At 46.8% G+C, this 26050-nt stretch carries 25 protein-coding genes; 4 read left to right on the top strand and 21 right to left on the bottom strand.

All coding sequences use genetic code 11. The features are described 5' to 3' along the window. The 5 genes from EPO18_RS18125 to htpX all read right to left on the bottom strand — a co-directional run. A partial coding sequence (locus EPO18_RS18125; protein ID WP_292435808.1) for an alpha/beta fold hydrolase occupies positions 1–450 on the bottom strand: 450 nt, incomplete at its 3' end. Then, positions 450–1169 (bottom strand): DUF445 domain-containing protein, encoded by a 720-nt coding sequence (locus EPO18_RS18120; RefSeq protein WP_292435806.1) that lies wholly within the window; start codon positions 1167–1169, stop codon positions 450–452. The genes EPO18_RS18125 and EPO18_RS18120, both read right to left, overlap by 1 nt. After that, positions 1166–2575 carry a dihydrolipoyl dehydrogenase gene (lpdA, locus tag EPO18_RS18115; RefSeq protein ID WP_292435804.1) on the bottom strand — a complete coding sequence of 470 codons (1410 nt, stop codon included), beginning with the start codon at positions 2573–2575 and terminating at the stop codon, positions 1166–1168. Before lpdA ends, EPO18_RS18120 begins: the two co-directional genes overlap by 4 nt. Positions 2576–2675: 100 nt before the next feature. Next, positions 2676–2906 carry a DUF2835 domain-containing protein gene (locus tag EPO18_RS18110; protein ID WP_292435802.1) on the bottom strand — a complete coding sequence of 77 codons (231 nt, stop codon included), beginning with the start codon at positions 2904–2906 and terminating at the stop codon, positions 2676–2678. A gap of 161 nt (positions 2907–3067) precedes the next feature. Next, entirely contained in the window at positions 3068–3943 is an 876-nt protein-coding gene (htpX, locus tag EPO18_RS18105) for a protease HtpX (RefSeq protein ID WP_292435800.1), read from the bottom strand. A gap of 116 nt (positions 3944–4059) precedes the next feature. On the opposite strand from htpX, the gene EPO18_RS18100 reads away from it, so the two are divergent. Next, positions 4060–5181 carry a PQQ-dependent sugar dehydrogenase gene (locus tag EPO18_RS18100; protein ID WP_292435798.1) on the top strand — a complete coding sequence of 374 codons (1122 nt, stop codon included), beginning with the start codon at positions 4060–4062 and terminating at the stop codon, positions 5179–5181. After that, positions 5174–5773, top strand: a complete 600-nt coding sequence (locus tag EPO18_RS18095) for an NUDIX domain-containing protein (RefSeq protein WP_292435796.1) — start codon at positions 5174–5176, stop codon at positions 5771–5773. Before EPO18_RS18100 ends, EPO18_RS18095 begins: the two co-directional genes overlap by 8 nt. An 80-nt stretch (positions 5774–5853) precedes the next feature. On the opposite strand, the gene EPO18_RS18090 is transcribed toward EPO18_RS18095, so the two are convergent. The 9 genes from EPO18_RS18090 to gyrA form a co-directional block, all read right to left on the bottom strand. Then, positions 5854–6159 carry an integration host factor subunit beta gene (locus EPO18_RS18090; RefSeq protein WP_006893893.1) on the bottom strand — a complete coding sequence of 102 codons (306 nt, stop codon included), beginning with the start codon at positions 6157–6159 and terminating at the stop codon, positions 5854–5856. Positions 6160–6223: 64 nt separating this feature from the next. Beyond that, positions 6224–7894 carry a 30S ribosomal protein S1 gene (gene rpsA, locus EPO18_RS18085; protein WP_292435788.1) on the bottom strand — a complete coding sequence of 557 codons (1671 nt, stop codon included), beginning with the start codon at positions 7892–7894 and terminating at the stop codon, positions 6224–6226. Between the two features lie 101 nt (positions 7895–7995). Next, positions 7996–8652 carry a (d)CMP kinase gene (cmk, locus tag EPO18_RS18080; protein WP_292435786.1) on the bottom strand — a complete coding sequence of 219 codons (657 nt, stop codon included), beginning with the start codon at positions 8650–8652 and terminating at the stop codon, positions 7996–7998. After that, positions 8649–9971 carry a 3-phosphoshikimate 1-carboxyvinyltransferase gene (gene aroA / locus EPO18_RS18075; protein ID WP_292435785.1) on the bottom strand — a complete coding sequence of 441 codons (1323 nt, stop codon included), beginning with the start codon at positions 9969–9971 and terminating at the stop codon, positions 8649–8651. The genes cmk and aroA overlap by 4 nt, the downstream gene beginning before the upstream one ends. Position 9972: 1 nt before the next feature. After that, positions 9973–10851: a prephenate dehydrogenase gene (locus EPO18_RS18070; RefSeq protein WP_292435783.1), complete on the bottom strand. Its 879-nt coding sequence runs from the start codon at positions 10849–10851 to the stop codon at positions 9973–9975. Further along, positions 10844–12010 (bottom strand): histidinol-phosphate transaminase, encoded by a 1167-nt coding sequence (gene hisC / locus EPO18_RS18065; protein WP_292435778.1) that lies wholly within the window; start codon positions 12008–12010, stop codon positions 10844–10846. The genes EPO18_RS18070 and hisC overlap by 8 nt, the downstream gene beginning before the upstream one ends. A gap of 52 nt (positions 12011–12062) precedes the next feature. Then, positions 12063–13148, bottom strand: coding sequence for a prephenate dehydratase (pheA, locus tag EPO18_RS18060; RefSeq protein WP_292435776.1), 1086 nt, complete (start codon positions 13146–13148; stop codon positions 12063–12065). A 236-nt stretch (positions 13149–13384) separates the two neighbouring features. Next, positions 13385–14464, bottom strand: a complete 1080-nt coding sequence (gene serC / locus EPO18_RS18055; protein ID WP_292435773.1) for a 3-phosphoserine/phosphohydroxythreonine transaminase — start codon at positions 14462–14464, stop codon at positions 13385–13387. Next, positions 14464–17091 (bottom strand): DNA gyrase subunit A, encoded by a 2628-nt coding sequence (gene gyrA, locus EPO18_RS18050; protein WP_292435771.1) that lies wholly within the window; start codon positions 17089–17091, stop codon positions 14464–14466. The genes serC and gyrA overlap by 1 nt, the downstream gene beginning before the upstream one ends. Positions 17092–17549: 458 nt before the next feature. Between gyrA and EPO18_RS18045 the strand changes: the two genes are divergently transcribed. Together EPO18_RS18045 and EPO18_RS18040 are read left to right on the top strand one after the other, a co-directional pair. Beyond that, on the top strand, positions 17550–18065 hold the full coding sequence (locus tag EPO18_RS18045; protein WP_292435769.1) for an aspartate carbamoyltransferase: 516 nt from the start codon (positions 17550–17552) through the stop codon (positions 18063–18065). Positions 18066–18239: 174 nt separating this feature from the next. Continuing rightward, positions 18240–19100, top strand: a complete 861-nt coding sequence (locus EPO18_RS18040) for a pirin family protein (RefSeq protein WP_292435767.1) — start codon at positions 18240–18242, stop codon at positions 19098–19100. A gap of 179 nt (positions 19101–19279) precedes the next feature. Here EPO18_RS18040 and EPO18_RS18035 read toward each other — a convergent pair whose 3' ends face one another. From EPO18_RS18035 to EPO18_RS18005, 7 genes are all read right to left on the bottom strand, one after another. Further along, on the bottom strand, positions 19280–20590 hold the full coding sequence (locus EPO18_RS18035; RefSeq protein ID WP_292435765.1) for a cytochrome c: 1311 nt from the start codon (positions 20588–20590) through the stop codon (positions 19280–19282). Between the two features lie 5 nt (positions 20591–20595). Beyond that, positions 20596–21027, bottom strand: coding sequence for a hypothetical protein (locus tag EPO18_RS18030; RefSeq protein ID WP_292435763.1), 432 nt, complete (start codon positions 21025–21027; stop codon positions 20596–20598). An 8-nt stretch (positions 21028–21035) separates the two neighbouring features. Next, positions 21036–21635, bottom strand: a complete 600-nt coding sequence (locus tag EPO18_RS18025; protein WP_292435762.1) for a cytochrome c oxidase subunit 3 — start codon at positions 21633–21635, stop codon at positions 21036–21038. Then, positions 21628–23781, bottom strand: a complete 2154-nt coding sequence (gene ctaD / locus EPO18_RS18020) for a cytochrome c oxidase subunit I (protein WP_292435760.1) — start codon at positions 23779–23781, stop codon at positions 21628–21630. Before ctaD ends, EPO18_RS18025 begins: the two co-directional genes overlap by 8 nt. A 15-nt stretch (positions 23782–23796) precedes the next feature. Continuing rightward, positions 23797–24834 carry a cytochrome c oxidase subunit II gene (coxB, locus tag EPO18_RS18015; protein ID WP_292435758.1) on the bottom strand — a complete coding sequence of 346 codons (1038 nt, stop codon included), beginning with the start codon at positions 24832–24834 and terminating at the stop codon, positions 23797–23799. 28 nt (positions 24835–24862) lie between these two features. Further along, entirely contained in the window at positions 24863–25465 is a 603-nt protein-coding gene (wrbA, locus tag EPO18_RS18010) for an NAD(P)H:quinone oxidoreductase (RefSeq protein WP_292435757.1), read from the bottom strand. 277 nt (positions 25466–25742) lie between these two features. Continuing rightward, the coding region (locus tag EPO18_RS18005) for a hypothetical protein (RefSeq protein ID WP_292435755.1) at positions 25743–26050 on the bottom strand (308 nt) is incomplete at its 5' end.

Here is a 26050-nt window from a genome sequence, read left to right as displayed (position 1 = left end):
CTCAGCCAATAATGTTTCAGCCTGTTTGCGGTTGCTTATTTCAGCCAACGGCAGTGCTTTTAGACTCTGGATGGTTTTGTCAAAATTGTGTTTATAGCTGACCGGCGCAATATCAGCCACAACCAGCTTGTTCACTCTGTCCGGAGCAGAAAGCGCAAGCCACATTGCCACCTTGCCGCCCATGCTGTGTCCCAGCAAGCTGGCTGTTTTTAGTCCATGATCATCCATAAATTGCAGCAAATCCGCTGTCATGGCCGGATAATCCATTAGTGGATGATGTGGCGATGCACCATGATTGCGCATATCCGGCACATACACATGAAACCGTACAGACAGTCTTAACGCTATCTGCCGCCAGTTACGCGACGAAGCGAAAAAACCATGCAGGATAATTAAAGGGCTATTATTTGAGTCGCCGAATTCCTCAAAAGCCAGTTGCACGGTTTCCATCAGGCGAAAACAAATAATGCGCCCATCAAACCGCCGCAAATACCGCCCCAAATTACCAGCCAGCCCAAATGCTCATGAATAATAGACTGAACCATCTCTTTTACTAATTGCGGTGTTAATTCACTCAAGCGCTTATCGATTACTGTTTCAATTTTGTCGATAATATCGCCGCCGATTTTGTGAGCATCCAGACCCTGCTTTAATGCGGATTTAAACCGGTCGGACTCGACCATTTCGGTCAGGGTGATTTTCATTTTTTCGGTAAACGGCTCTTTTAACGGCACCAGCGCTTCTTCGCCGCCCATCATCATTAACATACCGCCAAAAGATGAACCCATAATAGACGATACCAAGCCTTCGTAAACCTTGTCATAATCGACCGCATTCAACAAAGGCTCCAGATTCAGCAGGTTTTTGCCCTGCTGTTCCTCGTTTTCAATAAACTGTTCGATGTTGTTTGCGGTAAAAAACTGCTCCATCATCAGCTGCTTGATGGACAGTTTGAACTCTTCAAACCTTGCTGGGATAACGCCTGAACCGTATAAATAAGGCACTTTCTCAAACAGCATGTAAATAGCCAGCCAATTGGTTATGGCTCCGGAAAGGGCAAAAAAGCCGATGGATTTGATTAATTCCGCCGAGCTAACGTAGCCGATAAAAATGATTGCAACTGCGATTAAATTGGTAACAAAGCTTTTGTTTTGTAATTGTTCTTTCATCGTTTCTTGATAAATAAATCAGTAATAGTGCCTTCGATCATTTCAGCCGAAAAGCCCAAGGTTTCCGCCAACGTGGGATGCGCGTGTACCGTTAATGCCAAATCCTCAACAGTTGCGCCCATTTCCAAAGCCAATACGGCTTCGGCGATTAACTCACCGGCATTAGTGCCTGCGATACCCGCACCGAGAATACAGCCGGTTCGTTTGTCGCTAAGCAATTTAGTCACGCCTTCTTTGCGGCCGATGCTTAACGATCGCCCGCTGGCCGCCCACGGGAAAGCGGCTTTTTCGTAGGCTATGTCTTGCGCTTTAGCGGCATTTTCAGTCAAGCCCATCCAGGCTATTTCCGGATCGGTATAAGCGACGGAAGGAATGGTTAAAGCCCGCCACTCGGTCGCCATACCGGCAATTGCTTCGGCTGCTATTTTACCTTCATGCGACGCCTTATGCGCCAGCATCGGGTTTCCTACTACATCGCCAATCGCAAAGATATGTTTCACATTGCTGCGTTGTTGTTTATCGACGCTGATGAATCCGCGCTCATCGACATTAACCCCGGCTTTATCGGCATCGATTAAATGGCCGTTGGGGCGCCTTCCTACTGCAACCAGTACTTTATCGAATACATCGGTTTCGGGTACGTCTTTGCCGCTGAAGCTGACTTTCAATCCTTCCGGCAATGCTTCAATATTTTTTACTTGAGTTTCCAGGAAAATATTGTCGTATTGTTTTTTGATCCGTTGCATTAACGGCCTGACCAGATCTTTGTCACAACCGGGAATAATCTGATCCTGCATTTCTACGACAGTGATCTTGCTGCCCAGCGCGTTATAAACGGTCGCCATTTCCAAGCCGATGATACCGCCGCCGATAATCAGCAGTTTTTTGGGGATGTTTTGAAGATTGAGCGCATCGGTGGAATCCATCAGCCGGGGATCGTCATTCGGAAACGAGGGTATTTTTACCGGCTGGGAGCCGACCGCGATAATAGCCTGTTTAAACTCTATCGTCTGAGTGTCGTCACCGTCTTCAACTAGCACTTGCGTGTCGGAAACAAAACGACCGACGCCTTTAACAACCGTTACATTGCGTTGCTTCGCCAACGCCGCTAAGCCCGCGGTTAACTGGGAGCTGATGTTATTTTTCCAGCCGCGCAGTTTTTCCAAATCAATGTTGGGTTCGGCAAAACCGATTCCGGCTGGATTGATTTCTTTAGCTTCATTTAACACGGTAGCCACATGCAACAAGGCTTTTGAAGGAATGCAGCCGACGTTTAAGCAAACCCCGCCTAAAACCGGATAGCGTTCAACCAAAGTGACTTGCTTACCTAAATCAGCGGCACGGAATGCTGCTGTATAACCTCCAGGGCCACCGCCCAACACCAAAATTTCTGTTTTCAATTGCACACCTTCAATTTAGAGTGATGAGAATTTATTGGTATTTTAATAATGGAACACGGATTAGACGAATTGGAACGGATTTTATGTTTCATCCGTGTTCTATTTTCTAACTCAGTTTTTTGATACTGACGAATTTGTTTTCAAGCGTTAATTCCATTTCGAAATAGCCGTTGATACCCTGATTGGTCAAAAAAGACTGAATCCTTCCCGCCGGAAAAGCAACTCTTCTGCCATCATCGGCAACGACCGAAACGTTTTTAGCCATACCTTGATAAACCTTAAGGTATTGGTCGTATGACAGACTAAGCGCAAAACGGATATATTGGTGTTGAGACATGGGATATGAGCATCAACTTAAGCATAAGAATGATTCACCACGAAGGCACGAACAACTGCATGGAGGCAGAAGGTAGAGCAATGCAGGAGCAATTGCCGAGAGCACGAAGAAATAAAACTTCGTGCTCTTCGTGCCTTCGTGGTTTTATGCTTTTTTGTTAATTAACGGTTGTTTTGTAACGCGGCAATGCGTTCTTCCAATGGTGGATGACTCATAAACAACCTGCTCACGCCACCGCCGTTAATGCCGAAAGCCGCCAATTGCCCCGGCAGGTCTTCTGCTTCGTGCCCACGTTGTAAAGCACGCAGAGCACCGATCATTTTTTCCCGTCCGGCTAAGTTTGCACCGCCGGCATCCGCTTTAAATTCACGATAACGGGAGAACCACATGACCAGCATAGAAGCCAGAATCCCCAGGACAACTTGAGCTACCATTTGAGTAATGTAATAGGCTGGGCCGTAACCGCGCTCGGTTTTAAATACAACCCGATCGACAACGTGACCGATGATGGTGGCAAAGAAGTAAACGAACGTATTTACTACACCCTGCATTAATGCCATAGTTACCATATCGCCGTTAGCAACATGGCTGATTTCATGACCGACAACCGCTTCAATTTCATCGGGGTTCATGTTCTGCAACAAGCCGGTGCTGACAGCGACTAATGCACTATCTCTGCTCATGCCGGTAGCAAAAGCGTTGGCATCGGGAGTTTGAAAAATACCGACTTCCGGCATGCCGATACCTGCTTGACTGGCTTGCTTGGCCACAATGTTAATCAACCATTGTTCGGTCTGGTTTTGCGGTTGTTCGATAACGTGTACGCCCATCGCCCTTTTTGCCGACCATTTAGACATGGCCAAAGAAATAACGGAGCCGGTCATGCCGATTATTGCTGACATGACTAAAAGAGCATTCAGATTAAGATCGACGCCTTGAGCATCCAGGGCGCTGCTTAAGCCTAAAACATTAAAAATAATGCTGACCACAACTAATATGGCCGCATTGGTTGCAAAAAAAAGAAAAATACGCATCATATATTTTGAGCCTTTTTGATTAGGTTAAGGTTTAGTCTATATGGGGGTTTGAATACTATATTCCAACCCTAATAAGAATGTTAATTTAACTTAAAGTTTAACGGAGGGGTATTCTCATGCATATTATAAAAGCAATATTGTTCGCTTTGTTTTTAATTAACCCTTGTTTAGCTTTTACGCAGCCAAGCGACATTCTACAGCAACTACATGTTCCTGCAGGCTTTACCTTATCCATTTTCGCCGATAATCTCCCTAATGCCCGCAGCTTGGCCTTGGGCGACAATGGCGTAGTATTTGTAGGTACAGCAACTGAAAATACCGTTTACGCCGTACAAGATATCAATAACGATGGCGTCGCAGATCAACATTATGTGATAGCCAGCCATTTAAACAGCCCCAACGGCGTCGCTTACAAGAACGATACACTCTATGTAGCGGAAATTAATCGTATTATTCGTTTTGATCAAATCACGCAGCAGTTAGCTAATCCGCCTAAACCCGTCGTAATTTACGATCAACTTCCATCCGATGAGCATCATGGCTGGAAATATTTGCGCTTTGGCCCTGATAACAAGCTGTACACTGCAGTCGGCTCTCCTTGCAATGTTTGTGAGCCTGAGAAACCGATCTATAGCTCTCTGGTTAGGCTAAATCCTGACGGTAGCGGTTTTGAAATTCTTGCACGGGGTATCAGAAGCTCGGTTGGATTTGATTGGCAACCGGAAACCAATGCCTTGTTTTTTACAGAGAATGGTCGCGATTACATGGGTGATGACCTGCCGCCAGATGAACTTAATCAGTGGGCTACTGTCGGTCAACATTTCGGTTTTCCCTATTGCCATGGCGGTGACATTCCTGACCCAGAATTTGCTTCAGCAGATAAAATGTGCAGTCAATTTACTGCGCCGGTATGGAAATTTAAGGCGCATGTAGCAGTATTAGGTATGCGTTTTTATCGAGGCAATCAATTTCCTATCGAATTTAAGAACCAGTTATTTGTAGCTCAGCACGGTTCATGGAATCGTTCTATCCCAATAGGCTATCAGGTTGTTTTGGTAAAATTCAGTCAAGGTCAACCCGTTTCAGAGCAAGTTTTTATAGATGGCTGGTTAACCAGAGACTATAAAGTTCTGGGACGCCCCGTCGATGTTTTGGAAATGCCTGACGGTAGTCTGTTGATCAGCGACGATAGGCTAGGTGTCATCTATAGAGTTGCGTATATAGGTAATCATGTATAAACAGTTTGAAGTTTTAACCCAAAAAATCGTTTATCAAGGTTTTTTCCGCGTAGAAGAATACCGCCTTAAACATACTTTGTTTGGCGGAGGATGGAGCTCTGAAATAACGCGCGAGTTATTCATGCGCGGTAGTTGCGTCGCGGTTCTGCTATACGACCCAGATGCCGATAAAGTAGTACTGATCGAACAGTTTAGAACCGGCGCAATTTTAAATCCGGATAAAGCTTGGCTAGTGGAAATTGTTGCAGGGGCAATCGAGGAAGATGAATCTGCCGAGGAAGTCGCTTATCGGGAATCTCTGGAAGAAGCGGGCTGTGAAATTCAGCAATTGATGGTTATTAATGAGTTTTATACCACTCCAGGCGGTTCGTCCGAATGGATTACCCTGTTTTGCGGTAAAGTGGACAGCACTCAAGTAGGCGGTATTCATGGTCTAGACCATGAGGATGAAGATATATTGGTACGTGCTGCTGATTTTGATGAAGTGTATCTTATGTTAGAAAACGGCGAGATAAAATCGGCAATACCCATTATTGCTATTCAATGGTTGGCATTGAACCGGCAGAAACTTAAACAAAAATGGGGAGTATAAAAAGGCAAAGAATGTAAAGTTTTTAACTTTCAGGATATTAAAGCTCTGCATGAACTTTGCAGAGCTTTAACTCACAATGATTAATCGACTATCTTACATTTTTCCCGTGAAGCATCTACTCGATCACGAAGTTCCTTTCCAGGCTTAAAATGCGGCACATGTTTTTTTGACAATGCTACAGATTCACCTGTTTTAGGATTGCGTCCCATGCGGGGAGGGCGCAAATGTAGCGAAAAACTACCAAATCCCCTAATCTCGATTCTTTCACCGGATGATAACGCCTGATTCATTTGTTCAATGATACATTTTACCGCTATCTCTACATCTTTCTGTGCAAGATGCGGCTGATGTTTGGCAAGTGCTTCAATTAATTCTGATTTTGTCACATTCTATCCTGCGAAAACAAATAAAATTAAAGGAGCGTATACTCATACACACTCCTCATGATTTTTATTTTTCCATCTGCTTAAAAATATCGGCAAAAGTAGGTGTGGATACACCAACTGATGATTGCTGAGAATGATCTTTAATTGAATGAGATTCTTCATCGCTATCTTTAGCTTTGATAGATAAAGAAATCGACTTACTTTTCTTATCTACGCCGATGAATTTGGCTTCAAGTGTGTCGCCTTCTTTTAACAAAGTTCTCGCATCTTCAACGCGATCGCGTTGAATCTCGGAAGCGCGTAAATAGCCTTCAACGTGATCGGCTAAAGTGACAACCGCGCCTTTAGCATCAACTTCTTTAACAGTCCCTTTCACCAAGCTGCCTTTTTCATGAGTAGCCAGGAAGTTTTGGAATGGATCTTGTTCAAGTTGTTTGATACCTAAAGAGATACGCTCACGTTCAGAGTCAACCGCTAAAATAACAGTTTCCAGTTCATCGCCTTTCTTGAAGTCGCGAACCGAAGCTTCACCTTCATCTGCCCATGAAATATCGGACATATGAACCAAACCGTCAATACCGCCATCCAAGCCGATGAAAATACCAAAATCAGTAATCGATTTGATTTTTCCTGAGATTTTATCGCCTTTGTTATGTGTTGCTGCAAATTCATCCCAAGGATTGGTTTTGCATTGTTTCATGCCTAAAGAAATACGACGGCGTTCTTCATCGATTTCCAGAACCATCACTTCGACTTCATCGCCCAATTGAACGAGTTTGGAAGGGTTGACATTTTTGTTAGTCCAATCCATTTCAGAAACGTGAACCAAACCTTCTACGCCTTCTTCAATTTCAACAAAGCAACCGTAATCGGTCAGGTTGTTCACTTTACCGAATACGCGTGTGCCTGCTGGATAGCGACGGGCAATGTTTTGCCATGGATCTTCACCCATTTGCTTCATGCCTAATGAAACACGGTTTTTATCTTTGTCGTATTTCAGGACTCTAACTTTAATTTCCTGGCCGATTTCCACACATTCGGACGGATGACGTACGCGTCTCCATGCCATATCGGTGATGTGTAACAGACCGTCAATACCGCCAAGATCGATAAACGCGCCGTAATCGGTCAGGTTTTTAACCACGCCGGTAACGATTGCGCCTTCTTCCAGCGTTTTCAGCAATTCTTCTCTTTCCGCGCTGTATTCTTTTTCTACAACGGCGCGACGGGACAGAACTACGTTATTACGTTTTTGATCGATTTTTATAACTTTGAATTCCAGATCGCGATTTTCCAGGAAAGTCGTGTCTCTGATCGGGCGAACATCAACCAATGAACCAGGCAAGAAAGCACGTAATGCGCCAACCGCTACAGTGAAACCACCGCGAACTTTGCCGGTAATACGACCGATAATAGTTGCTTCTTTTTCAAACGCATGTTCAAGTTCAGACCAAGCTTTGTTTTTCTTCGCTTTATCACGAGAAAGCAGTGTGGCACCCAAGCCGTCTTCAAATAAATCAAGGGCAACCTCGACTTCGTCGCCAATGGCAACTTCTAATTCGCCATCGTTATTTAGAAACTGCCATTTTGGAATGACACCTTCTGATTTCGAATGGGTGCTGACGATGATCATATCGTTTTCGATATCGACAACCGTACCCATTAACATGGCGCCAGGACGCATTTCCGTCTTGATTAGACTTTCTTCAAATAATTCAGCAAAGCTTTCGCTCATTTTCCATTCCCAAGCCTGTTAAAACACGAACAGACCTTTTCTTTATCAAAGTTAAAAAAAGATCACACGCAAACAATTTGCGGTGACCACGTAAGTAATCCTTATTGGATTAAATTCAGTACTTCTTCAATGACAGCATTTAATGCCATATCCGAAGAATCAATATAAAACGCATCACTCGCCATAGCTAACGGAGCGGTCTTACGCTCCATATCCCGGCGATCACGTTCTTCTATCTCATTTGTTATCTGTGCTAGGTTAGCATCAATCCCTTTTTCTATCAACTGTTTATATCGCCGTTTAGCTCTTTCGGCTGCGCTGGCGGTTAAAAACACCTTGTTTTGGGCCTCGGGAAAAACCACTGTTCCCATATCGCGCCCATCTGCAACCAGTCCCGGCAGTTGCTTGAAATCCTTCTGTTTTTGCAATAAAACACGCCTGACCTCAGGTAGCGCCGCAACGATGGAAGCCGTATTGCCGGTGCTTTCCAGCCCTAATTGTGCTGTGATGTCTTCACCATTTAGCCTAACGATCAAATCATCGCCACAATCGAATTCCAGCACCATTGCTTGGGCTATATCGGCAATAGCTGCTTCATCTTCCAGGTCAGCAGCCTGCTTTAACGCAGCAATTGCCAATGAACGGTAAATAGAGCCGCTGTCCAGGTAATTCCAGCCCAATTTTTTTGCCACCGCCCTGCTAACCGTGCCTTTTCCTGCACCGCTAGGGCCATCGATAGTCAATACCGAAACTGTCACGCTTCTTCCCTGCAAACAAGATTAAGACCTAAACGTGTTGCCAAATCCCTAAACTCAGGGAACGAGGTATTCACATTTTCACAGTCGCGGATGGTAATCGGTGCGTCGGCACGTAGCCCGGCAATTGAAAATGACATCGCGATTCTGTGGTCGCCATGCGATATAACTTCACCGCCGCCTATCGGGCCGCTCTGAATAATCATGCCGTCTTCTGTCGGCTGTGCATCCACGCCTAATATTTGCAAGCCGTCCGCCATTACCTGAATGCGATCGGATTCTTTTACCCTGAGCTCTTCGGCACCGGTTAAGCGTGTCTGGCCTTCTGCGCAAGCGGCAGCGACAAACAAAACCGGAAATTCGTCAATAGCTAGCGGTACCAGATGCTCGGGAATGTCTATGCCTTTAAGAGGGCTGTATACAACATGCAGATCGGCTACCGGCTCGCCTCCGACAGTGCGCTCGTTAAGAACTTCAATATTGGCGCCCATCAATCTGAGGATGTCAATGATCCCGGTACGCGTAGGATTAATACCGACATGTTTCAATAACAGGTCGGAACCCGGTGCAATGGACGCTCCAACCAGAAAAAATGCCGCCGATGAAATATCACTGGGTACGTCAATATCGGCAGCGGTTAAACTCCCTTCGGCGGTAATGCTGACTTTATTGCCTTCTTGTTTCACCGGGTAATTAAAACCGGCCAACATGCGCTCGGTATGATCTCGGGTAGGTGCAGGCTCGGTAACGCAGGTTACGCCTTGCGCATACATGCCTGCCAACAACAGGCAGGATTTGACCTGGGCACTGGCTATCGGCATTGCGTAATCAATTCCGGTCAGCTGCCCTGCCCTGCCGGTAATATGCAATGGTGCCGTACCGCGCTCAGTGGTTTTTATATCGGCCCCCATTGTTGCCAACGGCTCGGTGACTCTTTTCATAGGCCTTCCGGACAATGATTTATCGCCGGTTAATACTGAATTGAACGCCTGACCTGCCAATAATCCACTCAACAAACGCATGGATGTCCCGGAGTTCCCCAGGTATAAATCGTTTTTAGGCGCTTTTAAACCATGCTTACCGACACCGTGAATGGTTAGTTCGCCATTGACCGGTCCCTCAATTTCAACCCCCATATCACGAAAAGCCTGCAACGTCGCCAGCGCATCTTCCGCTTCCAGAAAGCCTTTTACATGCGTAACGCCTTCGGCCAGCGAGCCCAACATGATTGATCGATGCGACATGGATTTATCGCCGGGCACACGTGCCTCTCCTTGTAGTTTGCCGCCGGGTTGAACCTGAAATGTTATTGATTTTGACATATTAATTATTATCGAACTGGTCAAGAAAGCGTTGCCGTGCATTTCTGGCATACGTAAAGGTTTCAAAAAGTTGCCGGCTGTCGTTAGTTTCCAGCAAACGTTGTATTTTATCTAATTCTCCTTTTAACTGCTCAATTAAAGGAATAATCTCGTTCTTATTGGCGGCGCAAATATCCTGCCACATAGTCGGGTCGCTGGAAGCAATCCGGGTAAAATCTCTAAACCCGCCGGCCGCATATTTAAAAATCTCACTCTGTTCGTCTTTATGGCCGAGCATATCTACTAAGGCAAACGCTAGAATATGCGGCAAATGACTGGTTGCGGCCAATACACCGTCATGGCGACTCACATCCATCACCGATACTAACGCCCCCAGTTGTTCCCAAAAGCATTGGATTTTTTGCACTGCTTCGGAACTGGTATTGCCGACCGGCGTGATAATCAAACGCTTATTCTGAAACAAATTATCTACCGATGCTGTCACGCCACTTTGTTCTGCACCGGCTATCGGATGCGCGGGAACCAGATTATCCGGAACAACGCCAAAAATCCGCTCTGCAGCAGTAATAACACTGCCTTTGGTGCTGCCGACATCGGTATAAATAGCACTATCCGACCACAGCGGTTTAAGCTGGGCAAAAATACTTTCGATACTCGCAACAGGTGTCGCTACCACAATGCAATCAGCGTCCTGAACAGCTTCCGAAAGCTCCAGAGTATAATCATCAATAACACCCAGTTGTTTTGCCGTTTGCATATTTTGCTGATCTTGCTGACGACCGTATCCGACTATGTTATTGCATAAACCGTGCTGCCGTGCTGCGCGGGCGATAGACCCGCCAATCAATCCAACGCCGATAATGCAAATCCGGTTAAACATTGCCTGATAAAACTTCAGCTAATGCTTGTAGAAACAGCTGATTTTCCGCCTGCGTGCCAATAGTAATGCGCAGATGATTGGGTAATTCATACACACCAACCGGCCTGACGATAACTCCTTTTCGCAACAAAGCCTCATAAATCGGCATCGCGGATTGTTTCACGTCGACTAATACAAAGTTGCCTGCCGATGGAATCCATTCTAAATCCAAATTTTTAAAACCATCGGTTATAAACTGCATACCTTGGGCATTAACCGCAATGGTGTTTTGCAGGTGTTCAGTGTCCGTCAACGCCGCCTCGGCAGCGGCCAGAGCCAACATATTATTATTGAAGGGCTGGCGCACTCGATTCAGGATGTCGGCCAGTTGCGGACTGGATAAACCGTATCCTACGCGTAGCCCAGCCAAGCCATAGGCCTTGGAAAAGGTACGGGTAATTAATAAATTAGGGTATTTTTTTAGCCAAGCTATTGAGTTATCGGCGCTTCCGACTGCCAAAGATGGCGGAAGTGTCGCAATCGGTAAGGAACCGATGCGACCGTCACCAACAAATTCACAATAGGCTTCATCGAGAACGCACACGCAAGTATCCGGTAGTGCCTGAATAAATGACTCCAAACTGGCATGATCCAACAACGTGCCGGTCGGGTTATTCGGGTTCGCTATAAAAACCAGCCGCGTTTTATCAGTCACTTTTTGAAGCATAGCATCAAGATCGTGACCGTAATTTAAAGCTGGCGCCACAACAGCTTTAGCGCCAACCGCTTGAGTAACTATCGGATATACGGCAAAAGCATGCTGCGAAAAAACCACTTCGAATTCCGGCGTCAAAAATGCCCTGGCTACCAGTTCCAGAATCTCATTGGAACCATTGCCCAGAGTAATCTGATCCATGCCGACAGCATACTTTTTCGCTAATGCCTGCTTTAAATTAAAACCGTTGCCATCCGGATACAAGGCCAAATCCTTCAATGTCGCCTGTATCGCAGCCAAGGCTTTTTTGCCAGGTCCTAATGGATTTTCATTAGAGGCAAGCTTTATGATCTGAGTAAGTCCCAGCTCACGCTCAAGTTCTTCGATCGGCTTGCCTGGGGTATAAGGGATAAGCTTTTGTACGCCGAACACGGCAAGATTATAGATTTTATCTGCGTTATTCATGGAGTCTGTTTGAGAGCAATTAATACTCATGCCAAAAGGATGAGGGAGAAAATTAGAGTACGGCCTTAGGATAAGAACCCAAAAGTTTGAGCATATGGACGTTGTCATTCAATATAGCCAAAGCTTGGGAAACTTTGTCATCTTCACTGTGACCATCAATATCGATAAAAAACACATAATCCCATAATCCCTGGCGCGACGGCCTGGATTCAATATTGACCATATCGATATTAAATCTGGCGAAAGGTTCAAGTATCTTGTGCAACGCGCCTGGCTGATTGCCTGTAGAAACAACCAGCGATGTTTTATCTTTACCAGTGGAAGAAGATATTTGCTTTCCAATAATAATAAAACGGGTGGTGTTGTTTGGTTCGTCTTCGATATTTTTTTCAATGAGATTTAATTGATAAATTTCAGCCGCAACAACACCCGCAATGGCAACCGCCTGTTTATTGGTTGACGCTAATCTTGCCGCTTCGGTGTTACTGTTAACAGCAGTTCGCTTGGCATTCGGCAAACGGTTATCTAGCCAGTGCCGGCACTGTGCCAGAGATTGCTGATGAGAAAATACCTCGGTTACTTCATCCAGGTTATTCACAAGGCCCATCAAGTTTTGATGCACTCTGATTTCAACTTCGCCGCATATTTTTAGCGGCGAATTCAAAAACCTGTCCAAAGTATGGCTGATGACGCCTTCGGTAGAGTTTTCGACCGGCACAACACCAAATTGACAGTTGCCGTTTTCCACTGCATTAAAAATATCGTGAATGCTTGGAGCCGGTATCGTTTTAACCGCCGAGCCAAAATGTTTAATTGCGGCTTGCTGGGTAAATGTCCCTTCAGGGCCCAAATAAGCCACATCCAGCGGTTTTTCCAATGCTAAACACGCTGACATCAATTCTCTGAAAAAATGAGCCGCCGTATCGTCGGATAAAGGCCCCTCATTCAAATCTTTTATGCGCCGCAATACCAATGACTCGCGATCCGGGCGATAAAATGTACCTTGTTCACCCTGTGCAATCTTGGTTTTAGCAACTTCCTTTGCGCAAGATGCACGTTGATTAATCAATTGCAGAATCTGCTTATCGATTACATCAATTTTGTCTCTTAATTCAGAAAGGGGTGTGACGGATGACATGGCGGCCTGATTCAAATATTGGGTTTTCAGTAACTACTCAGCATTTAGAAAAAATACGACTGCATGGATGCAGAAGGTAGAGCAACGCAGGAGCAGTTGCCGAGAACGCTGATGACGCTGATAGTTATGATCAAATAAGATTTTTTTGAATTATCTGCGTTAATCATATTTATCTGCGTCGCCTAGAGGCGCCTACTTTTGGCATCCGCGTTCTATTTTTCTAACTCGGCCTTCGATTAATGGGTGCGTTCAAATTCAGCCATGAAATCAATCAAGGCCTGTACACCGGCTTCCGGCATCGCATTATAAATGCTCGCCCGCATGCCGCCCACTGAACGATGGCCTTTTAACTCAAACAAACCGTTAGCTTCCGCAGCGGCCAAAAACGGCTTATCCAGGCTTTCATCGGCTAGAATAAACGGCACATTCATCCGCGAACGGGACGCAACCTCAACCGGATTGGAATACAAAGCCGACTGATCGATAGCCTGATACAGCTTCGCCGCTTTAGCGATATTGCGTTGTTCGATACCCTCAACACCGCCCTGCTCTTTTAACCACTTAAGCACCAGCCCGCACAGATACCAGCTATAAGTTGCCGGTGTATTCAGCATGGACTGGTTTTTTGCCTGCTCAGCATAGTTAAAAACCGGCGGCACGGTTTTAGGCGCATGACCAACTAAATCGTCCCTGACTATTACTACAGTGACGCCGGCAGGCCCCATATTTTTTTGGGTTCCGGCATAAATCAGGCCGTACTGGCTGACATCAATTTTGCGCGATAAAATATTCGATGACATATCCGATACCAGCGGCAAGCCCTTGCTGTCCGGACAAGACTGGAACTCCACACCGTGAATGGTTTCATTAGAGGTATAGTGCAGATAAGCCGCCTGACTATCGATAGACCAGCTTGAAGCATCAGGAATCGTAGTAAATTTTGTACTCTCCGAACTGGCGCTGACGACTACATCACAATAAGCCCCTGCATCCTTGATGGCTTTTTCCGACCAAGCGCCGGTATTTAAGTAACAGGCTTTGGTTTTGCCGTTCAGAATGTTCTGCGGTATCAATGAAAATTGCCCCGACGCGCCGCCTTGCAAGAATAAAACCTTATAGTTTTCAGGAACGGCCAAAAGCGCTCTCAAATCGCTTTCCAGCTCTTCGGCAATGATAGAGAAATGCTTGCCGCGGTGGCTCATTTCCATGACCGACATACCGCTATCGCGCCATTCCAGCATTTCTTGCTGCGCTTGCTGCAATACCGACTCAGGAAATGCAGACGGCCCTGCGCTAAAATTATAAACTCTGGACATTACGATTCCTCTCCCGATTCACTATCGTCATTTGTTATTTGTTCCGACGCATCCTGCTCTGCTTCGGCATCATCTAAAAGATCATCGGTATCATCTACCCCTGCCAAGCCTTCGATTCGGTCAACGCCGATCACTTTTTCTTTCTTATCCAACCGGATAATCGTCACGCCCTGAGTATTTCTACCAACCACCGAAATGCCGTCAACCCGGGTACGAACCAAGGTGCCGCCATCGGTAATCAGCATGATTTCGTCATGATCGTTGACCAATACAGCGCCAACCACAGCGCCGTTACGCGCAGATGTTTGTATTGCAATTAGTCCCTGGCCGCCGCGTTTGTGGCAGGTAAATTCTTCCAGTTTGGTTCGCTTGCCGTAGCCGTTCTCGGTGATATTCAGCACCGTGCCTTCGGTCGCAATAATCAGGGAAATGACTTTTTGACCTTCCTGCAAACGAATTCCGCGCACACCGGATGCCGTTCTACCCATCGAACGTACATCTTCTTCATTAAAGCAGACCGCTTTGCCGGTGCTGCTGAATAACAGCACATTTTGATGGCCGTCGGTTACCGCAACGCCCACCAGCGTATCGTCTTCTCGTAAATCGATCGCTATTTTACCGTTAGTGCGTTGGCGCTCGAATTCTTTCAGTGGGGTTTTTTTAACGGTACCCGCAGAGGTCGCCATGAAAATGAATTTATTGTCGCTAAATTCGCGTATCGGCAACATCGCATTAATTTTTTCGCCTTGTTCCAACGGCAATAAATTAACAAAGGGCTTGCCTCGCGCTGCGCGGCTGGCAACCGGCAATTGATAGACTTTAAGCCAATAAACCTTGCCCAACGACGAAAAGCACAAAATAGTATCGTGGGTATTCGCAACAATCAGCTTGTCGACAAAGTCTTCTTCTTTAGTCGCAGTTGCCGATTTGCCGCGGCCACCGCGCCGTTGCGCCTTGTAATCGCTCAGCGGCTGGGACTTGACATAACCTTCGTGCGACATGGTTACGACCATATCTTCTTCGGTAATCAGGTCTTCATCGGATAAATCCGAACGATTTTGGATAATTTCCGTGCGCCGCTCGTCGGAATACTGCTCCTTGATAGCCACCAGCTCTTCCCTGATGATTTCCATCAGCCGAACATCACTACCCAAAATAAACAAATACTCATCGATTTGCTCCAGCAGCTGCTTGTATTCATTGACTATCTTGTCCTGCTCCAGACCGGTTAAACGATGCAGACGCAAATCGAGAATAGCCTGAGCCTGAGTTTCAGACAGACGGTAAATGCCCGCATGAATACCGAACTCCACAGGCAAATCTTCCGGTCTTGAACGATCCGCATCGGCACGGTCCAACAGCGCCGCAACCAGTCCCGCATCCCAGCTTTTCTCTAACAAGCCGACTTTAGCATCAGCCGGAGTCGCAGCCGCTTTGATTAGAGCAATCATTTCGTCGATATTGGCTAAAGCAACCGCAAGCCCTTCCAAGATATGCGCTCTTTCCCGGGCTTTACGCAGGTTATAAATCGTTCTGCGGGTAACAATTTCCCGCCTGTGATTAATAAAGGCGCTGATAATCTCCCGAAGATTCATACAATGCGGGCGACCATCCAACAGCGCAACCATGTTAATGCCGAACACGGTCTGGAATTGCGTCTGCTTATACAAATTGTTTAGCACCACTTCGGGCACTTCACCGCGACGCAGTTCAATCACCATGCGCATGCCGTCTTTGTCCGACTCGTCGCGCAAACCGGAAATGCCTTCAAGCTTGCCTTCCTTAACCAGCTCGGCAATTTTCTCCAACAGTCTGGCTTTGTTGACCTGATAAGGCAATTCGGTGGCAATAATCGCTTGCCGGCTGCTGTCGCCGATGTCTTCGAAATGACAGCGTGCGCGTAAATAAATCTTGCCGCGTCCGGTGGTATAGGCGTTATAAATGCCTGAAGCGCCATTGATAATCGCCGCAGTAGGAAAATCAGGCCCTGGAACATGAGCCATTAAGTCATGCACAGTAAGATCGGGTTGATCGATCATCGCCAAACAAGCGCTAATGACTTCAGATAGATTATGCGGAGGAATATTGGTCGCCATGCCCACCGCAATACCGGATGAACCGTTAACCAGTAAAGTCGGCACCCGCGTCGGCAATACTCTCGGCTCGGACTCCGATTCGTCATAGTTGGGCGCAAAATCGACCGTTTCCTTGTCCAAATCGGCCATCAATTCATGAGCGATTTTCGACATGCGCACTTCGGTATAACGCATCGCCGCAGGTGAGTCGCCGTCAACAGAACCGAAATTGCCCTGCCCGTCGATCAGCATATAGCGCATAGAAAAATCCTGCGCCATACGTACCATCGTGTCATAAACCGCCGTATCGCCATGAGGATGGTATTTACCGATCACGTCACCGACTACACGCGCCGATTTTTTATAAGGTTTGTTCCAGTCATTGCCCAACTCGCTCATTGCATACAACACACGGCGGTGAACCGGCTTAAGGCCGTCTCTGACATCCGGAAGGGCTCGACCGATGATAACGCTCATGGCGTAATCGAGATAGGACTGCTTCATCTCGTCTTCGAGATTAACAGGTATTATTTCTTTAGCGAAGTTTGACATTGATCCCTATACACAAGTGTGCCGTTATACAGACCGGCATGGTTTCGTGACTAAGTGAAAACACACTTTTTCTTAAATTTTTGTTTAAGTGCGACCACATGGCATGAAATTAATTTTAGAATTATATCAAATTGTCTCAATAGTGTCGAAGCCGATAGTGTTTTATCTAGCCGTCTATCATTTTTCAAACCGAACAACACGGAAACAACAACTTTTCTGGTAATTCAAGTTGTTAGCATATTAAAATTAAATTGTATAAGATTTAAATACATTATCCGGCTTGAATAGCCGGGTGGTGCCATAATGGCTAAATCAATGATATCCGTATCATTATCTACCGGCATCAAAACCAGTAACGGTAGGTAGTCATACGGATTCTTCACAGTTCTCAAACAAGAGATACTTTAATTTATGGATTTTAAATGTCTCATTTGTTCTGAACAAACCAGGAGTAGATGATGAAAAAATACCAATTAATTTTGACTGGCTTTTTGTTTTTTTCTGCGACAGCATGGGCTCTTGAACAAGCTCACCCAGAAAATATTAATGAAGTACATCAACGCATGCAGCAACTGGTGCCTTTTTCATTAAACAAAACCCTGGAGACATTTACCAAAACCGTTCATGGAGGCATTCAGCATATTGTCGCCAAATCAGCAGACGATACGAAGCAAATACAATTGATTCAGGCGCATCTACAAAAGCTTGCCAATGAGTTCGCTAAAGGCGACTTTTCTATGACCGAGCGCATACACGGGTCCGAGATGCCCGGCCTTACTGTGTTAAAAACAGCCAAAACCGACGATATAAAATTTGAATATAAAGCGTTGCCGAATGGAGCACAAATTCATTATTCAACTGAGTATCCCCAGTTTGTTCAGGCTCTTCATCAATGGTTTGACGCCCAAAAAATCGAGCACGGTAACGAGGAAATACCGGAACACAACCAACACCATTCAACACCCGCTGAATAAATTAATCATGCTGTATTTCACTACTTTGCAATAAAACATTAAAGGTACTTGTACATCGAATATAGTTTTCTACGTATCGTGCGGATTAAAAATATTGATGCACTAAATTTTTTTAGCGCTTTCCGGTTCCGGTAGTATTGCTTAAACAAACGCCTCAAGAAAAAGGACAATGCTATGAAACAGATACATCGAATTACCCGCACCGATCAGTCTCATTGGGTAGGGGACGGTTTCCCGGTACGCACATTATTTTCCTATAACACCCCGGATGCCGAAATAAGTCCTTTTCTGATGCTTGATTATGCAGGCCCAACCATGTTTCCACCCGCAGCGAAACCAAAAGGCGTAGGTTTCCACCCGCATCGGGGATTCGAAACCGTTACCATTCTTTATCAAGGTGAAATCGAACACCGCGATACCGCAGGTAATGGCGGATTGATAGGCCCCGGCGATGTGCAATGGATGACTGCGGGCAAAGGTCTCCTGCATGAAGAGATGCATTCCGTTGCCTTTACTCGTCAAGGAGGAACCTTTGAAGCGATACAGCTTTGGGTAAACTTGCCAGCTAAATATAAGATGATTGACCCACACTATCAATCTATAACCGACAACAGAATTCCAATGGTAAAGCTGGATGAAGAAGGTAGCGTTTTGCGGATAATTGCAGGGCATTATCAGGGAGTCAAAGGCCCTGCAAATACCTATACTCCGGTTAATTTATGGGATTTACGCTTGCAGGCCAACCATACTGTTGAACTTACTTTTCCCGAAGGCTACACAACAATACTGTTTAATTTGAAAGGCAGCGTCAAGATCAATAATTCGACGACAATGGGCGATACTGAGTTAGCTTTTTTTGAACGCTTAGGCAAAACTATTAGTCTTACAGCTCTCAAAAACTCCACTCTATTGGTCATGAACGGGGAGCCCATTAACGAACCGATAGTCGGTTACGGACCGTTTGTGATGAATACACAAGAAGAGATCCGGCAAGCCATTGAGGATTTGGATACCAGTATTTTAAGCTATTCATAATTCGATTTGTAAAATGGAATCCGCCATTATATTTAACGGATTATTTGAAACACGAGGCCTGTTGCGGACAGGCACTCACCGGCATAAGTTCTATAACAGGCCAAAAGATCGGTAGCGCAAAAAGAACCTTGCCAACCGAAGCTTATTGCTCTGCCGATAAAACTTCGCCGGATAAACACTTACGGTTTCTTTTGCAGCCTACGTCGTAGCGACGATATTTCGCGTGGCGTCACCGGGGAAGCCTTATTACCCCAGCTATTACGAATAAAGCTTAGCACTTCGGCGATCTGCAAGTCGGAAAATTTTTCCGCAAAAGCGGGCATTTCCTGAGGCTTCGGTCCTTCTTTTGTTTGCGCCGTCTTACTTCCTTCCAACAGCAAACGAATCAATGAAGTAGTGTTTTCGGCAAGAACGCTGGAATTTCCGGCGAGCTTCGGAAATTTACCTGGTTCGCCATTTCCGGTGTTTTTATGACATTTCATGCAAAATGATTGATAAAGACCGGCGCCGGGACGCTCAATTTCACCGGTCGCCATTGCCGCTACTGTCATCGCAACGCCAGGCAGATCCGGTTTATAGTGGGCCTTTTCGTCATGAGCAGGAAGAGACTTCAGGTAGTGTGCAATCGCATTAAGATCATCTTTATGCAAATATTGCGTGCTGTTTTCAACGACGGCGATCATGCTGCCGGACGCTGTTATCTGTCCGCCATGGCCTGTCGCCAAAAATGAGGCGATATCGGCTTCAGACCATCGGCCTAATCCGGAGCCGAGATCTCCCGTCAGATCAGAAGCAAACCAATTGTCCAACACAGCCCCTTTTAAATACGCCGGAGAGGATTCCGTGTAACCCTTTTCCTGGAAAGCAAGACCGCGAGGCGTATGGCAAGTACCGCAATGACCCAGAGACTGCACCAGATAAGCTCCTCGATTCCATTGAGCGTCACGATCATTACGCGGCTTATAGCGCTCGTTTCTGACAAAAATCGCATCCCAAAAAATCAGGTCCCAGCGTATATTAAAAGGAAAAGGCAATTTCGTTTCGGGCGGCTTATAATCGACAGGCTTTACCTCAGTCATGAAATAAATGTAAAGAGCAAGAATATCCTCATCTGTAATCCTTGTGAACGACGGATAAGGCATCGCCGGATAGAGGCGGCTGCCGTTCTTATCAATCCCATTCCGGACTGCGCGGCTGAAATCGTCCAATGTGTAACGGCCAATACCGTTGACCGGATCCGGCGTAATGTTCGCCGAGTAAATTAAACCGAAAGGAGAATTGAGCGGCATCCCTCCGGCAAACAGCGGAGCTTGCGGTCCGGCCGTATGGCAGGCTACACAGTCCCCAATCCTGGCGAGATAAGCTCCCCGATTAATATCGGCCCGGTCAATCTGTTGCGCGATAACCAGGCTGGGCAAAAATGCCACATACCCACAAATTACAACCTTAATTGCCGTTCTATTTAATATGCCGGCGATTTTCAATAGCATGATCATTAAAACCATGAACTGCACGGCGGCACCAATAGAACTGCACAGATGTTGAATATAACCGCAATAATAAAAATGAAGCTCGACAGGAGACTTAACTTTACTAAAAACCGGTTTCTATCCTCGCCGGCCTTGACGGCACGGCCTTTTTCAAACTGTCTCCATGAGATCCATGCAGCAAATCCGGATAGCAGAGCAACCGCAAAACATGCAATGCTGATCGCCATCAATATTACAGGGAGTCCTTCAAAGATAGGCGCGGACAGAGGAACTTGATGGGGATAGCAGGCATAAGCGGCGAACGGCTCGCTCAACAATAGTTGCGCTACCCATGCGGCCGGAGCGCCGAATAAACCCAGCCATAGCCAAACGCTGACCCGGCGACTACCGGAGGCAGGAACTTCAACAGACGGATCGCGGTTAAGGGAAAAGTTCATATTCTGCCCTAGTAAAAATAGGGTGTGAGATACAAAGTTGTGAATATAAACAGCCAAACCACATCGACAAAATGCCAGTACAACCCGCCAATAGTAACGGCGGAGTAGCGTCTGTGATCAAAATAGCCCAGCGCGATCCAAAGCAGCAGCGCCATCAGGATGACCACTCCTATAATGACATGCAGCATATGAAATCCTGTGATGATGAAATACAGCGATCCATACAGATTCGATGACATATCGTAGGTAAATTTGCTCCATTCATTAAGTTGAATGACTACGAAGCAAACGCCCAGAATATGCGCTAACGCCATCCATGCAATGCTCCAGTCAAACTGCGAGCGCTGAATACAGCGCTCGCTAATCCAAACACATGCACTGCTGGTAAGTAATATCAAGGTATTCATGGTCGGCATGAACAGAATAGGCAAGCCCTCAGGCGGCCAATGTTGTTCGGTTTGAGATGCCAAGTAAAAATAGGTAAACAGTAGATAGCCGAACAGGGAGCCTTCTGTGGCAATCAGCGCCAGTATTCCCCACCAGCCGCCGGAACGTTTGCCTTCGCTGCCTACCGGCAGTGCTTGATCCAGTTGCATCGCCTCAGCCATGAGCCACCCCTTTATTATATTTAATGTCCGGCACACGCTGGACTAAGGCTTTTCTCGGCCACAGCCATACCATCAACGACAGGCTGCAAGCCAAAGCCATCAGCACCGTAAACTCTCGCGAATGCAGCAATAAGCCGACGAAGACTAAGGCGCCAAATAGCCCGAGAAAGAAAGGAGTGTAAGAATCCTCCGGCATTTTGAGGATAACGTCCGGTATCGCGTCCAATGGCGTCGTGCCGATCGTTTCCCGGCCTTCCATCAACAAATAACCTTGATCAAGACTGGATCGTCCTGCGTTTTCATCAAGCCGATCCTCCCATAATGGATGGCGGCTAGCGATAAAAGGAATAACTGCAAAATTGTAAACCGGCGGCGGCGATTGCACAGCCCATTCAAGCGTCGGCGCATCCCAAGGATTTGAACTGGCCAAAGCTCCGCGCTTCAAACTAACAAGAATATTGACTATAAAAATCAAAATACCGGCAGCAAAAATAAATGCCCCAATCGAAGTGACCATGTTGACCGTACTCCAACCCATGTGCGGCGCATAGGTATATATACGGCGCGGCATGCCCAGCAGGCCTAACACATGCATCGGGAAAAACCCCAAATTAAAGCCTATGAACATAACCCAGAAACTCCATTTCCCCAGTGTTTCATCCATCATGCGGCCGAAGAATTTGGGAAACCAATAATAGATTCCGCCAACCACCGGAAACACATTGATGCCCAGCAAAACGTAATGCAAATGCGCGACAATGAAGTAGGTTTCGTTTAGCTGCAAATCCAGAGGTACGGCTGCAACCATCACTCCTGAAAATCCGCCGATCATAAACAAAATCACAAAACCGGCAAAAAACAGGAACGGCGTATTGAACACCGGGCGTCCCAGCCAAATAGTCGCTATCCATGCGAACACGGCGACGGCACTGGGAATCGAAATCACCATGCTGGTCGCACCGAAAAACGACAGTGCAAGCGGAGGCAAGCCGGTGGCGAACATATGGTGTATCCATACGCCGAAGCCGAGCAGCATGGTCGCCATGGTTGAAAGCGCCACCGCCGAATATCCGACTAACGGACGTCTGCAAAAAGTAGGCAGCGCGTCGGAAACGATACCCATGGCCGGAAGCACGACCACATAAACCCACGGATGTCCGAACATCCAGAACAAGTGCTGCCAGAGCAGCGGCTTGCCGCCGTTTAACATATCGAAAAAATGCGTATCCGTTTGCCGATCCAGCCACAACAGGAAAAAGGCAAGACTGACTGAGGGAACGGCAAAAACATTGGCGACTGCGGCAGTTAGCGTTCCCCAAATAAGAATCGGCACACGGCCGATCGACATGCCGGGCGCGCGCATTCGAAATAACGTGACAATAAAATTGATAGCCCCGACGGTTGTCGAAATCCCCAGTAATACCATGCCGAGGGCGTAGACGTCGATGTTGGGGCCGGTATTGTATTCCGGCCCTGCAAACGGCACGTAGTTGAACCAACCCGCGTTCGGCGCTTCTCCGAGAGGAAAGCTGGTGTATAAAAAAATACCGGCAAACAGGAAAACCCAATAAGAAAATGCGTTAAGGCGCGGAAAAGCCATATCCCGCGAACCCAGCATAAGCGGCCATAAATAGTTGGAAAAACCTGATAGTACCGGCAACGAATACAGAAAAATCATCGTAATGCCGTGCATCGTGAACAGTTGGTTGTACTGTTCCGGCGTCAACAGGGTTTGGTCCGGCCGTGCGAGTTGCAAACGCATAATCAGTGCTTCGGCTCCACCCATCAGCAAAAAAATAAATGCGGTGACAAGATAACGCATTCCTATGGTTTTATGGTCGATCGTCGATAACCAACCGCGCCATCCAGGAGCCGACTCCCATAATTCAGCAAGATGCTTCTCTTCAGCCGATCCTATAGGGGCGGAGCCCACCTCGGGTATGCGAGTGAGAGCGGGGTTTGGTGATGTTGAGCTAACAGCATAGGCTCCTTCTCCCTCAGGGAGAAGGTTGGGATGAGGGGGATTAAATAAGCTTTCTTCCTTATTTTGATTTCCCCTCACCCAACCCTCTCCCTCTGGAGAGGGCTTTAGTCCGCTTGAGCCAGCAGGGTCGGACATATTTTGAGCGACATCTACATCTGTCATAACAGGCATTCCTTCCTAATTGAGTGTCGATAAAAATGCTGACAGCGCGCTAATCTCTGCCTCTGTTAGCACCATGCTGGGCATGCGCGCCCCCGGCTTAAGCTCCTGAGCGTGGGTAATCCATTTCACCAAATGATCCGGAGTATTAGTTACTAATCCGCCGGCAATCAAACGGCGTGATTTCAAATGCGTCAAATCGGGTGCGTGAGCACCTGCAGCCTCGGTTCCGCGAATGGTATGACACCCGGCGCACCGGTCCAGAAAAATTTTTCGCCCGGCATTAACATCGACTGCAAAAACCGTTGCGGCTGTTCTACGCTGACCGTCTTGCCATATTTTGAATTCATCCTCACTTTGCGCCACAACCTCAAAACCCATATGCGCATGCTGAACCCCGCAATACTGCGTACATTGGCCCAGATAAACACCTTCGACATCGGCTTCAATCCATTGCTGATTAGTCAGACCCGGAATCATTTGCGTTTTTCCGGCAAGCACCGGCACCCAGAAAGCATGAATAACATCGGCGCTTTTCAGCTTGATGAGGACCGGCTGTCTTATTGGAATATGTATCTCGTTTGCGGTAACAAAGCGGCGGCTTGGGTCATCGTTTTCATACTCGACCTTCCACCACCAGTCGTACCCCGTGACCGTCAGCGTCAACGCCGGAGCTTGCGTAGGTTTTGAAATCGCATTAAGCGTAATCAGTGTGTAAATAACCAGTGCAAACAAAATGCAGGTGGATATGCCGGTTCCGATATAAATCCACTGCATTCCTTGATCTTCGCGGCCAACTGAACGGGGATCTTCAGCGGAGCGTTTACGGAGAACAGCCCAGATCAGAAGCAGTGAGATGATGACAAAGATTGCAACCAAAAGTGCGACAAAAACCCATCCCAAATACATTGTGGGCATTGAGGCCGGGCCGTAACTATGTAAAAAATAGTTAAGCGGAGCGATTTGATTGTCTGTCATCGCAGAGACCGGCGCGGTCACGAGAACAGGGTAGTTACTCACGATGCCACGGCGAAATCCGGATTTAGAACCGTTCATTTATTTGGCGTCCCTATTCGAGCGCCTGTTAAGCTACTTGCTTCATAGCCACTTTCGCAACATGGCTTCCTTGAAAACGGGCGATTTTTAATTCGTTCTCCGACGGTTGGCGACTGTTATCGGCGCCGGAAAGCGTGCTCGCGCCATAAGGCGATCCACCGGTGATTTCATTCATGTTCAGAATCTCCTGGCAGGAATAGGGAACGCCCACGATAATCATGCCCTGATGCAACAAGGTGGAATGAAACGAGGTGATCGTGGTTTCCTGTCCGCCGTGCTGTGTGGATGTGGATGTGAACACGCTGCCGACCTTCCCTATCAAGCTACCGTTTACCCACAGCCGACCGGTCCGATCAAGAAAATTGCGCATCTGTGCGCACATGTTGCCAAAACGCGTCGGTGTGCCGAAGATGATCGCATCATAATCAGGCAACTCCTCCACTGCCGCAATCGGCGCTGCCTGATCGAGCTTGGCTCCGGCCTTTCGTGCCACGTCTTCAGGCACTAGATCGGGTACACGCTTGATGATAACTTCAGTTCCTTCAACGCTACTCGCACCTTCAGCCACCGCTTTCGCCATGAGTTCGATGTGACCGTACATGCTGTAGTAAAGAACGAGAATTTTTGCCATTGTCGTATATCCTCATTGAATGGGTCTTGCAGCGAGCTTAACGTAAAGCAGAGGACGCAACCCATGAAGCTCAAAAACGGTCTCTATCTCTCTGGCAGCTATAAGTCTTTAAGAAATTTATAACATGCAGTAAATCAATGGTATTCGTATCACTACCTATCAACATTCAGGCTTAATCGATACGTACTTGCGGCTGAGAATACAGCAGTAAATTCAGGGGCGAATGATATGCCGCGCAGACGACATTAAGCCGGAATACTCCCACCAGCCCAGTATTTCATGTAATTGAACCGCATGTCGGCAGAAAAAATAAAGCGATCCCCGACCATAAAACGCCAAAAAAAGATAATAACGCCAGCAAACGCATAATTGCTGAGAAAAATATTTTCGTGGTTTCCTGCCTGACCTGATCTCTATCCAGATACTGCAAAACATCGGGCTTGACGATTAACACCAGTAACGCCAGCAGCGCCACAATAGTGACAACAATAATGGAAATCTCTACCCAAAACTCCGCGCGGTTTCCAAGCGTGACACAGGCAATATGCTGAACCCCGTACACAACGGCAAAATGCACTACCCAAA

Origin of the sequence: Methylobacter sp. (genome assembly GCF_004322395.1) — a bacterium.
Taxonomy (GTDB): domain Bacteria; phylum Pseudomonadota; class Gammaproteobacteria; order Methylococcales; family Methylomonadaceae; genus Methylobacter_A.
The sequence above is the reverse complement of the archived record's forward strand: the minus strand, read 5'-3'. Positions and strand labels throughout refer to the sequence as shown.

Excerpts from the sequence above, each read along its gene's own strand:
- EPO18_RS18120 (WP_292435806.1), bottom strand. The coding sequence starts at position 1,169 with ATGAAAGAACAATTACAAAACAAAAGCTTTGTTACCAATTTAATCGCA.
- EPO18_RS18110 (WP_292435802.1), bottom strand. The coding sequence starts at position 2,906 with ATGTCTCAACACCAATATATCCGTTTTGCGCTTAGTCTGTCATACGAC.
- htpX (WP_292435800.1), bottom strand. The coding sequence starts at position 3,943 with ATGATGCGTATTTTTCTTTTTTTTGCAACCAATGCGGCCATATTAGTT.
- EPO18_RS18100 (WP_292435798.1), top strand. The coding sequence starts at position 4,060 with ATGCATATTATAAAAGCAATATTGTTCGCTTTGTTTTTAATTAACCCT.
- EPO18_RS18095 (WP_292435796.1), top strand. The coding sequence starts at position 5,174 with ATGTATAAACAGTTTGAAGTTTTAACCCAAAAAATCGTTTATCAAGGT.
- rpsA (WP_292435788.1), bottom strand. The coding sequence starts at position 7,894 with ATGAGCGAAAGCTTTGCTGAATTATTTGAAGAAAGTCTAATCAAGACG.
- aroA (WP_292435785.1), bottom strand. The coding sequence starts at position 9,971 with ATGTCAAAATCAATAACATTTCAGGTTCAACCCGGCGGCAAACTACAA.
- EPO18_RS18070 (WP_292435783.1), bottom strand. The coding sequence starts at position 10,851 with ATGTTTAACCGGATTTGCATTATCGGCGTTGGATTGATTGGCGGGTCT.
- hisC (WP_292435778.1), bottom strand. The coding sequence starts at position 12,010 with ATGAATAACGCAGATAAAATCTATAATCTTGCCGTGTTCGGCGTACAA.
- pheA (WP_292435776.1), bottom strand. The coding sequence starts at position 13,148 with ATGTCATCCGTCACACCCCTTTCTGAATTAAGAGACAAAATTGATGTA.
- serC (WP_292435773.1), bottom strand. The coding sequence starts at position 14,464 with ATGTCCAGAGTTTATAATTTTAGCGCAGGGCCGTCTGCATTTCCTGAG.
- gyrA (WP_292435771.1), bottom strand. The coding sequence starts at position 17,091 with ATGTCAAACTTCGCTAAAGAAATAATACCTGTTAATCTCGAAGACGAG.
- EPO18_RS18045 (WP_292435769.1), top strand. The coding sequence starts at position 17,550 with ATGAAAAAATACCAATTAATTTTGACTGGCTTTTTGTTTTTTTCTGCG.
- EPO18_RS18040 (WP_292435767.1), top strand. The coding sequence starts at position 18,240 with ATGAAACAGATACATCGAATTACCCGCACCGATCAGTCTCATTGGGTA.
- EPO18_RS18035 (WP_292435765.1), bottom strand. The coding sequence starts at position 20,590 with ATGCTATTGAAAATCGCCGGCATATTAAATAGAACGGCAATTAAGGTT.
- EPO18_RS18030 (WP_292435763.1), bottom strand. The coding sequence starts at position 21,027 with ATGAACTTTTCCCTTAACCGCGATCCGTCTGTTGAAGTTCCTGCCTCC.
- EPO18_RS18025 (WP_292435762.1), bottom strand. The coding sequence starts at position 21,635 with ATGGCTGAGGCGATGCAACTGGATCAAGCACTGCCGGTAGGCAGCGAA.
- ctaD (WP_292435760.1), bottom strand. The coding sequence starts at position 23,781 with ATGACAGATGTAGATGTCGCTCAAAATATGTCCGACCCTGCTGGCTCA.
- coxB (WP_292435758.1), bottom strand. The coding sequence starts at position 24,834 with ATGAACGGTTCTAAATCCGGATTTCGCCGTGGCATCGTGAGTAACTAC.
- wrbA (WP_292435757.1), bottom strand. The coding sequence starts at position 25,465 with ATGGCAAAAATTCTCGTTCTTTACTACAGCATGTACGGTCACATCGAA.